Origin of the sequence: Arsenophonus sp. ENCA, assembly GCF_002287155.1 — a bacterium.
GTDB lineage: Bacteria > Pseudomonadota > Gammaproteobacteria > Enterobacterales > Enterobacteriaceae > Arsenophonus > Arsenophonus nilaparvatae.
This window is the reverse complement of record NZ_NHNG01000354.1, coordinates 1-9888: the sequence shown is the minus strand read 5'-3', so window position 1 is coordinate 9888 and position 9888 is coordinate 1. Positions and strand designations below refer to the sequence as shown.

Genomic DNA, 9888 nt, shown 5'->3' with positions numbered 1-9888 from the left:
CATAAACGATTATCTCGTAACAGCCGCTCTTTGTTGATCATTTCAAACCTTTATTCTCTAAGTTAAACCTCTTTTTATTCTCAATAGCGTGACAAAAAATGCAAGTCTCTATTCAGCAACTAGTTTAAAGTATCGATGAACAGATAACCCGTGAAGAGGAATTACGCCAACTGGATCAGGCGGTTGTCGATGAGCGGGCCGACGAACAGCGTCAGGCACTGAATAAAGCCAACCCAGAACAGGAAAGCGAGCGACGCACCGCTGCGTTTGACAAATTCTTGCGTTGTGGGCTGGGTGAGATGAGTCCAGAAGAGCGGCAAGCATTGCGAGAGCTTCGCGCACAAGGTACGACACCTGAGGACAAAGGCGGCTATACCGTCCCGAAAGTGATGTTAAACAAAATCGTCGATTCAATGAAAGCCTATGGCGGTATTGCCAGCGTAGCACAAATTCTCATGACATCTGACGGCCAGACGATTAATTGGAGCACCTCGGACGGGACAGCCGAAGAAGGTGAATTGTTAGCAGAAAACACAGCAGCCAGTGACGGTGAGGTCACCTTTGGTACAGCCAGCCTGGGTGCGAAAAAATTATCATCAAAAATAATTAAGGTTTCTAATGAATTATTGCAAGACAGTGGCGTTGATATTGAAGGCTACCTGGCTGCTCGTATTGCCCAACGGCTGGGACGCGGCGAAGCAAAATATTTAGTGCAAGGTAGCGGTGCGGGTACCCCCCTGGAACCCAAAGGACTCGAAGCTTCGGTGACTGGGACAACGAATACCGCAGCAGTAGACAAGTTCACGTGGCAAGAAATATTGGCATTAAAACACAGCATTGATCCGGCTTATCGCAATGGTGGCACATTCCGTTTGGTGTTTAACGATAACACGTTAAAAATGCTCAGTAGAATGGAAGATGCCCAGAAGCGCCCCCTATGGCTACCGGAAATTGTCGGCGTTGCGCCAGCGACGGTGCTTAATATACCCTATGTGATTGATCCGGCGATTGCGGATATCGGTAAAGGGAAAAAGTTCATTTACTGCGGTGACTTTAACCGTTTTATCGTCCGACGCGTCAGCTATATGACACTAAAGCGTCTGGTTGAACGCTATGCAGAGTATGACCAGACCGCCTTTGTCGCTTTCCATCGATTTGATTGTGTGCTGGAAGATACAGCCGCTATCAAGGCACTGGTTGGAAAACCGAATTAACCCTTCCCCTTCCCACTGATGAAAAGAGAAAGATGACCGCATTGGCGGTTTTTTTATGCCCGTCATCTGGCGGGCATAGGAGTGACTTATGTTATTAACGCTTGAAGAAATCAAGGCGCATTGTCGTCTTGAGGCCGATTTTAACGAAGAAGACAACGTACTTAATTCGATTGGTCAAGCCGTTGTGCAACGCACCGAAACGTATTTAAATCGAAAGTTATACCCCCCTAAGGCAAAAATACCGACTGCGGATAGAAACGGCATACACCTGACGGCAGATATTAAAATAGCCATGTTGCTTCTGGCTTCGCACTATTATTTTAATCGGACGGCGTCTTCCAATTTTGAAAAAAGTGAGTTGCCAATGGGGTTTACCTGGAATGTACAACCTTACCGGATTATCCCGCTATGAAACTGCGTCATGCAGAAACCAGCGCAACCTATCGCTATCCCGATCCCGGGGAACTCAATACACGGATCACCGTTCGCCGTCACAAGAATACACCTGATAATACGGTGGGATTTGATGATGTCTATCCTGATAGTTTTAAGGCATGGGCAAAGGTCATGCAGGTAGGGGCAACAATCTATCAAAACTCTGCACAACTTAATGATTTAATCACCCATTTTATTACGCTGCGTTATCGCCGAGACCGTCATATTGAGCGTGATTATCAAGTGGTGATTGGGGATAGCGTGTTTCAGATTAAGCGAGTCCGTGATTTAAATTATTCCCACCGTTTCTGGCTGCTGGAATGTAAAGAAACAGGCAGCGAGCCGCTAAGGAGAATGACACATGGACATGTTGCATATTGATTTTGAACAACCCAAAGAGTTGGTTTTTAATCGTGCGCGTTTGAGAAAAGGCTTCGCAAAAATTGGTCAGGCTCATGCTCATGTTGCCAGACGGTTAGCCAGACGCATACGCGGGCGTTCTTCCCGAGCAGGAGAAGCGCCCGCCAGTCAAACGGGAGCGCTAGCACGTTCCATTGCGTATAACGTCCCGAGAGCCTCTAAACGCCGTTCAGGGCTGATGGTCAAGATTGCGCCTAGCTGGAAAGGGGAAAAGCGAAAAAACCTCTGGGGACGAGGCGGAGTACCCATTCAGGGTACGTATTATCCGGCGATCCTTCATTATGGTGTCAAGCAGGCTTCCTATGGCATGTCCAAAAAGGATCGTCGCCATAAACGCCACCATGCCGTCGGTGGGGGTTGGCGTATTGCGCCACGTGAAAACTATATGGTTGGAGCGTTGGAAAAACTGAAAGGCTGGACACAACACACGCTCAGTGACGAATTGCAAAAATCACTTCGGCCTCAACCCCGAAAAAGGAATAAAAAATGAAACTCAGCCCCGTTATTACCGCGCTGCGTACTTATTGCCCTCGCTTTGAACACAGGATAGGCGGCGCGGCAGAATATATTACCGCCCTCGAATGTACTCACCTGGAATTACCGTCAGCATATGTTGTCCCCAACGGATCCAGTGTTGGTGAACAACGTTCACAGACCGATTATTGGCAAGGGTTAACCGACCAGTTTTCGGTAATTGTCATTCTTAATAACACCGATAAACGCGGTCAGTACGCCTCCTGTGATTTGATTGATGAAGTTCGCAGTGAAATATGGAGGGCCATCCTTGGATGGACACCTGATCCGGCCTACGGTGCAATTGAATATGCGGATGATGAATGTCTTGATGTGAACCCGAATGAATTAATCTGGCAATTTCATTTTAAAGTCGAAACTGAAATAAACGCCGAAGATACCCGCCATTATGCTGACCTGAATCATTTACCTGATTTACACACCGTTGCGATTGACGTTAACGCAGCGTCAAGCAACGCACAATCGCCTTTGGAGATAAACCTGAAATGACAGGCACAAGACCAGAAATTATTTTTATTAAGCCTAAGCACGGGCGAAAAGTGCCTATTCCGCAATATATGCGGGATACCAACGAGTATTTTGGTGAATATTTGCCAGAAGAAGGATTGCAGGTTCAAAAAACGCTTTTTTGGATCAGAAGAAAACAGGACGATGATATTGAAGAAGTGAGTGAATCCCACAATCCCCCTCTTGCAATCAATCAAGAGACGATTGATACCGCAAAAAATAAGCCAAAAAAGGCTAAAGAGGAGACGCAGGAATGACCATTAGCTTTAATACCGTGAACGCCAATTTGCGTGTGCCTGGGTTCTATCCGGAAATGGATAACAGTGCTGCCAATACGATGCAAGCCAGTGGGCCTGCCTTGCTCATTGGTCATGCATTACCCACTGCACAAATGACCTTGAATTCACCAATAATCATGCCCTCGGCAGAAATGATGCAACAGCTAGCCGGTCGTGGCAGTCAGTTACACCGCATGGTGCGAGCATATCGCCGGATTGATGCTGTCGGTGAACTGTTTGTCATTGCTGCACCTGCTGTACATGAAAACAAGGGGACGAAAGCAACAGGCGAGATTGCCATTAGTGGCACCGCAACCGATTCAGGTGTCGTTACGCTGTATATCAGCAACCAGCGTATTTTATCTGCTGTCAAGCAATCGGATACGGCGAATACCGTTGCAGCCGCCCTTGGTAAAGCGATCAATGACAACGAAGATTTGCCTGTCACCGCGGCAATTTCAGCTGGAAAAATCATCTTGACCGCAAAGCATAGAGGGTTAACTGGCAACGATATTCCATTGATGCTGAACTATTATTCGCCGACAGGCGGTGAGAATACGCCTCACGGTCTTAATATCACGATTACGGCCATGAGTGGCGGCGCTGGTTCACCGGATATGGATAACATTATCAGTGCCATGGGTGACTCCTTATTTGATTTTATTGGATTACCTTTCTCCGATTCTGCTTCACTGAAAAAGATGGGCGCGGAGATGAATGATGAGAGCGGTCGTTGGAGTCCTTATCGTCAGTTGTACGGGCATGTTTATACCGCCAAAAGAGGTACGGTGGGCGAACTGGTCGCTATTGGTGACTCATTAAATGATCCGCATCTCACTATCGCTGGATATGAACCTGCAATACAAACCGCACTTGATGAACTGGTAGCGGCACGACTGGCACGTAGCGCGATATTTCTGCGTAACGATCCGGCCAGACCGACTCACAAAGGTGCGTTAAACGGCGTATTACCTGCGCCATCTGGCAAACGTTTCATCTTGACAGAGCAGCAATCACTGCTTTCACACGGTATCGCTACCGCTAATGTAGAAGGGGGTGTCTTATGTATTCAGCGTGATGTGACAACCTACCAGAAAAACCGTTACGGTGTGGCGGATAACAGCTATTTGGATAGCGAAACGCTCTATACCAGCGCCTATATTTTGCGGCGCTTGAAATCGGTGATCAGCAGCAAGTACGGACGGCATAAACTGGCCGATGACGGTACACGATTCGGAGCAGGTCAGGCGATTGCTACCCCAGCCGTCATTAAAGGTGAACTCTGTGCGGTTTATCGTCGGTTGGAAGATGAAGGGATTGTCGAAAATTTCGATGCATTTCGTAAAAATCTTATCGTCGAGCGTAATAAGAATGACCCCAATCGCATTGATGTGGTATTTCCGGCGGATTATATCAATCAACTTCGGGTATTTGCGTTATCGAATCAATTCAGGCTGCAATATAACAATGGTGAGGTTATTTAATGACGGGCAAAAGAAGAATAGGCGGCACCTGCTATTTTAAGAGCGATGGGCAGCAACTCTCATTGAATGGCAGTGTAGAAGTGCCGATGAATACGGTTATCAGGGAGGACATGGTCGGACTTGATGGCAGTGTGCATTACAAAGAAACGCATCGTGCACCTTATATCAAAGCTGAATTTAAAGTCGAGAAAAGTTTCCCCATCCAAAAACTCACGACAGCCGATGAAATGACCATTACCGCTGAATTAGCTAACGGCATGGTGTATGTGTTGTCTGGCGCGTGGCTATCAGGCGAATCTTCACATAATGTTGACGAAGGCACGGTCGAGATGGAATTTCACGGAGATGAAGGATTTTATCAATGAAATCAATAGCACTAAGTAAGCCGATTCAGGTACACAATAACAAAGTCACCGTACTGGAAATTCAGGAACCGACGTTTGATCAGGTTGAAAAATACGGCATTCCTTTTAGTTACTCTGAACGAGGCGATATGCGGCTGGATACGCGCTCAGCACTCGCTTATCTTCCTGAGCTAGCTAATATCCCACGCTCTTCAGCGCAACAGTTATCGTTACATGATGTATTTGTCGCCTCGATGACCATCGTGAGTTTTTTTACCAGTGCCCAGAACTTAGCAGTCTCAGACGACGAGTTTACAACGTTGCCTGGTTCTGGCGCATAAACCCCTTTGAATTACGCCAGCATCGGCTAAGCCAGTTCTTTGATCTGGAAGCGGAGGCTGTTCGCATCAACGAGGAGCGACAGGGTGGCTAATAGTTTTGAGTTAAAAGCGATCATCACTGCCGTCGATAAACTCTCTGCCCCGCTCAAGGGGATGCGGCGTGAAATGAAATCCTTCAAGAAAGAGTTTAGCGCAGGAATGGCGGGGGCGGCTGCATTAGGGGCTGGCGTTGTGACTGCAATGGCTGGCCCCATCAAGCAGGCGATAGACTTTGAATCGACGATGGCTGATGTCCGCAAGGTGGTTGATTTTGATACGCCTGCGCAGTTTAAACAGATGTCGGAAGATATTCTTAAGCTCTCGACAGAATTACCGATGGCCGCAGATGGTATTGGTCAGATTGTGGCCGCAGGCGGTCAGGCAGGGATAGCGAAAGAAGAATTAATGTCCTTCGCTCAATCCGCTGTAAAAATGGGTATCGCCTTTGACCAGACGGCTGAGCAATCTGGGCAGATGATGGCACAATGGCGTACTGCATTTCGGTTGACGCAAAATGATGTCGTTTCGCTTGCCGATAAAATCAACTACCTTGGCAATAACGGGCCAGCCAATGCCGCAAAAATCTCTGACATTGTGACCCGCATTGGCCCACTGGGTGAAGTGGGCGGTCTCGCCTCCGGTGAGATAGCGGCCCTTGGCGCAACCATTGCCGGAATGGGTGTTGAGTCAGACGTGGCGGCAACCGGTATTAAGAACTTTATGCTGGCGTTAACCAAAGGGAAATCAGCGACAAAATCGCAAAAAATCGCACTACACACCTTAAAAATCAGCCCCAAAAAACTCGCCGCACAGATGCAGAAAGATGCGAAAGGCGCCATGTTGATGGTGCTGAAAGCCCTTGAAAAATTGCCTAAAAAAGATCAGATGGCATTATTACACGAGTTTCGCACCAATAAAAAAACGCTCTATTTTTAAGTTTAATTCAGCATGATATATAAATAGTCAAAACCTTATAAATCAAATACAACTTATTGTAATTTAAGAAAATTTATGTTTTTTAGTAACTTGCAGATTAATCATTGCTTTTAAGCCATTTTTAGAATTTTATATGCCTGTGCGAAACTCGTGTTAATAAAATTGATAGTCACTACCGTCTCTTTAAAGTGCAAGAGATGGAACTGCGAGAAGGTGATAGCGTCAAATCAACTGGCGTGTTCGGGCAAAACATCCAGGCGGGCAAAACCTTTACCATTACCGAGCTAAAAAAAGGCAATTTTTTATTTGCCGATAAAATCATTATGGAAGATGAGCACGGTAAAAAAGCATCATTCACCCCGAAAGCCGATAGCAAACTGGAATACCACTACTGTGAAGCGTTTGGGAATAGCCTTTATAAAAATCAAACGGTCATTGCGGTGTTTAACGAAAAAGAAGTGAATAATTCGACCATCAACCAGATAAGACGCAGCGGGAAGAATATTATCGGCATCACTGGTTTGGATAGCGAAAGTATCCAAAAACGGTTACAGCAAAGTGAAATTAGCACCACCGTGCTCTCAGATATCCAACAAGGCAATGAATCCTTCATAAAAGCCGCCGATGTCGCAAAACATAATGTCACCCCTGATATCCAGAAACAGCTAAACATCGCCATTGACCGGCGGACGAAGTCAAATATAGTCTTTAATAGCCTCGATGTCGTTGCTGATGCAGCAAAATCCAGTGATTTTTCGTTTGAAGATTGTGTAAAAACCTTTAAAGAGCGGCTAAGAAAAGGCGAGGTAAAATGGGTGGATAAAGCAACACACGAATTTTATGGGCGCTTTATTCGCAAAGAAGATTTTGATAACGAAGTAAAAATCCTCTCGCAGATTTTACAGGGCAAAAACAGTCAATTGCCGTTAATCCAGAATAAAGAAAAACGGCATTTTACCGGATTAACCCAAGGCCAACAGAAAGCCGCCGAACTGGTTTTAACCTCAAAAGACCAGACAATCATGATACAAGGCTATGCGGGTGTCGGGAAAACCACCCAGTTTAAAACCGTAGCACAAGCCCTTAACGATAATCGACCCGATGTGAATATCGTCGGCCTCGCACCCACCCATAAAGCCGTCAATGAATTACAGGCGGCGGGCATAAAATCCCAAACCATTGCCAGTTTCCTGATGGAAAAGCACCAGAACAATCTAAAAACATCGTATAAAAATACCCTGTTTGTGATTGATGAAGGCTCGATGATTGGCAATAAAACCCTGGCAGAATTACTGGTTAACATCACGGATAATGCAGGGAGAGTCGTCCTCTCAGGGGATGCAAAACAGCTAAAAGCCTTCGAGCGAGGCGCGCCTTTTGCCCTCGCCTGGCAACGAAGTGCCGCCGATAAAGTGGTGATGGACGAAATCGTCAGACAAACACCTGAATTAAAACCTGCCATTGAAGCAATCATTGCTGGAAACACGCAAAAATCACTGGATATTATTTGCCAGGTTTCTCCTGACCGGGTAGCAAGGAATAATGGCGCATTTATCCCCGAAAGCGCAATCATGAAGGGGGATTCATCAGGTAAACCACAGGAAAACGACAATCAAATGCTAAAAATGGTGATTGATGACTATGTGGGGAGAACGAAAGAAGCGCGTGATAACACGGTGATTATCACCCCGTTAAATGCCGATCGAAATCAGTTAAATGAAAACATTCATGCGGTGATGCAAAGTCAACAGATGCTAGGTAAATCAGCCCATATTTCTGTTTTACAACGCATCAACCATCAGGAAGCGGATTTAAAAGATAGCCAATTTTGGCAAAACCAGTTGGGGCACATCGCAAAAATCAATCAACACTATTTTCAGATAACAGAGATTTCAAAAGAAGGCATTGTTAGTCTGGTAAATCGGGAAAATAATCAGGAGAAATACCTGTCACCGCTTGAAGTGAATCCAGCCGTCGTCGCGCTCTTTGAAGACAAAACCATTGAAGTCTCAGAGGGTGAAAAAATCCGCCTCACCACAACCGATAAAGAACGCAACATTGCCAATAACGACAGGGGCATGATAAAGCGGATTGAGGACGATAAGCTCTATATTGAGTTAAACGGCAAGCTCGTCACCTATCAACCACAAAAAGAATATGCTGATAGACATCTGGATTACACCTATGCCATCACAAGCTATGCCTCACAAGGCGCTTCTTATCCATATGTCATCGTCTATGAAGGCTCGCGTACCCTCGCAGCAATCGATAATACCTATGTGGAATTATCCCGCGCAAAAGAACACGTTCAGCTTTATTTATCAGATGGCAATGCCTGGATGAAAAACCTGACAAAAAATTCCGGTGACAGATTAACTGCGCATGACATCCTGAATAAACAGGAAGACCAACTTGCTCGCAATGAAATCAGAATTTGGGATAACAGCAAAGAAATTGGCAACACCAAATTAGCGCAAAAAATCGACCAAACCCTGGTTGAAAGCGCCAGATTCTCACACCATGACCGACCTGAATTATTATTGCCAGTCACTAACGAACACGGCATTCAGCGGGGAAATCTTCATATTCCGGTGGGAGTTTATACAGGGAAAACAGATCTCGAAGAAGCCACTTACAAAGGTGCATCCGATGGTATCTATATCATATTAAATAAAGGCAATGATGAAAACAGCGTTAACCTTTATTCATTATCACAATTTGATGAGGCGCTAAAAAAAGATACCAAAGACCATTCGATTGTGATTGAACTCGATAATATCCCTAAACATGAAATTACTGAAAGTTTATCGCAAGATATAGAGGCAGAAAAAATTAATGATAAGCAGGATATAACATTAGAATCGGCTCTGCTGCATGATGATGAGAAAATACCCGATCTTCAACTCGAAGAAGAACAACCGAAACTGGAAAAAGAAAACGATGAAATTAATATTTCATATCATCATGAAGAAGAGAAAAACTCAAAAATTAAAGAGAAGGAGTATGGCGATTAATTTTTTAATATGTGCTAAACGTGATTATTGCGTGGCATAAAGATACCACGAGATAATATAAATTAATTTAATGCTAGCATAAGGCTATTACATTGGTTGCCGAAGGTCCTTTATGACCGCTTTCGACTGAAAAGTTTACTTCCTGCCCTTCATAAAGCGTTTTATAATCATTACCCTGAATAGCAGAATAATGAACAAACACATCCTGACTGCCGTTTTTGGGTGAAATAAATCCAAAACCTTTATCAGCGTTAAACCATTTAACAATACCTGTATTGATGCTTGACATATACGTTCCTTAATTTTGTTAATTAATCAAAAATCTCAAAGATTAACATGATT

10 protein-coding genes and 2 pseudogenes are annotated in these 9888 nt (G+C 44.9%); 11 read left to right on the top strand and 1 reads right to left on the bottom strand.

What is annotated here, in order from left to right; translation table 11 throughout:
• Positions 1-122 precede the first annotated feature (122 nt).
• From CBG25_RS09385 to CBG25_RS09335, 11 genes and pseudogenes are all read left to right on the top strand, one after another.
• Positions 123-1214 (top strand): annotated as a pseudogene (locus CBG25_RS09385) (phage major capsid protein); the annotation flags it as partial.
• An 88-nt stretch (positions 1215-1302) separates the two neighbouring features.
• Entirely contained in the window at positions 1303-1626 is a 324-nt protein-coding gene (locus CBG25_RS09380; RefSeq protein WP_290606232.1) for a head-tail connector protein, read from the top strand.
• Positions 1623-2030 carry a head-tail adaptor protein gene (locus CBG25_RS09375; protein ID WP_290606230.1) on the top strand — a complete coding sequence of 136 codons (408 nt, stop codon included), beginning with the start codon at positions 1623-1625 and terminating at the stop codon, positions 2028-2030. The genes CBG25_RS09380 and CBG25_RS09375 overlap by 4 nt, the downstream gene beginning before the upstream one ends.
• Complete coding sequence (locus CBG25_RS09370) at positions 2011-2559, top strand: hypothetical protein (RefSeq protein WP_290606229.1); 549 nt, start codon at positions 2011-2013, stop codon at positions 2557-2559. The genes CBG25_RS09375 and CBG25_RS09370 overlap by 20 nt, the downstream gene beginning before the upstream one ends.
• Positions 2556-3092 carry a hypothetical protein gene (locus CBG25_RS09365; protein WP_290606227.1) on the top strand — a complete coding sequence of 179 codons (537 nt, stop codon included), beginning with the start codon at positions 2556-2558 and terminating at the stop codon, positions 3090-3092. Before CBG25_RS09370 ends, CBG25_RS09365 begins: the two co-directional genes overlap by 4 nt.
• Positions 3089-3367, top strand: coding sequence for a DUF2635 domain-containing protein (locus CBG25_RS09360; RefSeq protein WP_290606225.1), 279 nt, complete (start codon positions 3089-3091; stop codon positions 3365-3367). Before CBG25_RS09365 ends, CBG25_RS09360 begins: the two co-directional genes overlap by 4 nt.
• Positions 3364-4872, top strand: a complete 1509-nt coding sequence (locus CBG25_RS09355; RefSeq protein ID WP_290606223.1) for a phage tail sheath subtilisin-like domain-containing protein — start codon at positions 3364-3366, stop codon at positions 4870-4872. Before CBG25_RS09360 ends, CBG25_RS09355 begins: the two co-directional genes overlap by 4 nt.
• Positions 4872-5237: a phage tail tube protein gene (locus CBG25_RS09350; RefSeq protein WP_290606221.1), complete on the top strand. Its 366-nt coding sequence runs from the start codon at positions 4872-4874 to the stop codon at positions 5235-5237. The genes CBG25_RS09355 and CBG25_RS09350 overlap by 1 nt, the downstream gene beginning before the upstream one ends.
• On the top strand, positions 5234-5557 hold the full coding sequence (locus CBG25_RS09345; RefSeq protein WP_290606219.1) for a phage tail assembly protein: 324 nt from the start codon (positions 5234-5236) through the stop codon (positions 5555-5557). The genes CBG25_RS09350 and CBG25_RS09345 overlap by 4 nt, the downstream gene beginning before the upstream one ends.
• Positions 5558-5641: 84 nt before the next feature.
• Positions 5642-6496: pseudogene (locus tag CBG25_RS09340) on the top strand (phage tail tape measure protein); the annotation flags it as partial.
• A 233-nt stretch (positions 6497-6729) separates the two neighbouring features.
• Positions 6730-9546: an AAA family ATPase gene (locus CBG25_RS09335; protein WP_290606217.1), complete on the top strand. Its 2817-nt coding sequence runs from the start codon at positions 6730-6732 to the stop codon at positions 9544-9546.
• 73 nt (positions 9547-9619) lie between these two features.
• On the opposite strand, the gene CBG25_RS09330 is transcribed toward CBG25_RS09335, so the two are convergent.
• Positions 9620-9835, bottom strand: coding sequence for a cold-shock protein (locus tag CBG25_RS09330; RefSeq protein WP_026824204.1), 216 nt, complete (start codon positions 9833-9835; stop codon positions 9620-9622).
• Positions 9836-9888: the final 53 nt, after the last annotated feature.

Bases quoted from the DNA above. Each gene is read 5' to 3' on its own strand.
- CBG25_RS09370 (WP_290606229.1), top strand. From the start codon at position 2,011: ATGGACATGTTGCATATTGATTTTGAACAACCCAAAGAGTTGGTTTTT.
- CBG25_RS09375 (WP_290606230.1), top strand. From the start codon at position 1,623: ATGAAACTGCGTCATGCAGAAACCAGCGCAACCTATCGCTATCCCGAT.
- CBG25_RS09345 (WP_290606219.1), top strand. From the start codon at position 5,234: ATGAAATCAATAGCACTAAGTAAGCCGATTCAGGTACACAATAACAAA.
- CBG25_RS09355 (WP_290606223.1), top strand. From the start codon at position 3,364: ATGACCATTAGCTTTAATACCGTGAACGCCAATTTGCGTGTGCCTGGG.
- CBG25_RS09330 (WP_026824204.1), bottom strand. From the start codon at position 9,835: ATGTCAAGCATCAATACAGGTATTGTTAAATGGTTTAACGCTGATAAA.
- CBG25_RS09365 (WP_290606227.1), top strand. From the start codon at position 2,556: ATGAAACTCAGCCCCGTTATTACCGCGCTGCGTACTTATTGCCCTCGC.
- CBG25_RS09380 (WP_290606232.1), top strand. From the start codon at position 1,303: ATGTTATTAACGCTTGAAGAAATCAAGGCGCATTGTCGTCTTGAGGCC.
- CBG25_RS09350 (WP_290606221.1), top strand. From the start codon at position 4,872: ATGACGGGCAAAAGAAGAATAGGCGGCACCTGCTATTTTAAGAGCGAT.
- CBG25_RS09335 (WP_290606217.1), top strand. From the start codon at position 6,730: ATGGAACTGCGAGAAGGTGATAGCGTCAAATCAACTGGCGTGTTCGGG.
- CBG25_RS09360 (WP_290606225.1), top strand. From the start codon at position 3,089: ATGACAGGCACAAGACCAGAAATTATTTTTATTAAGCCTAAGCACGGG.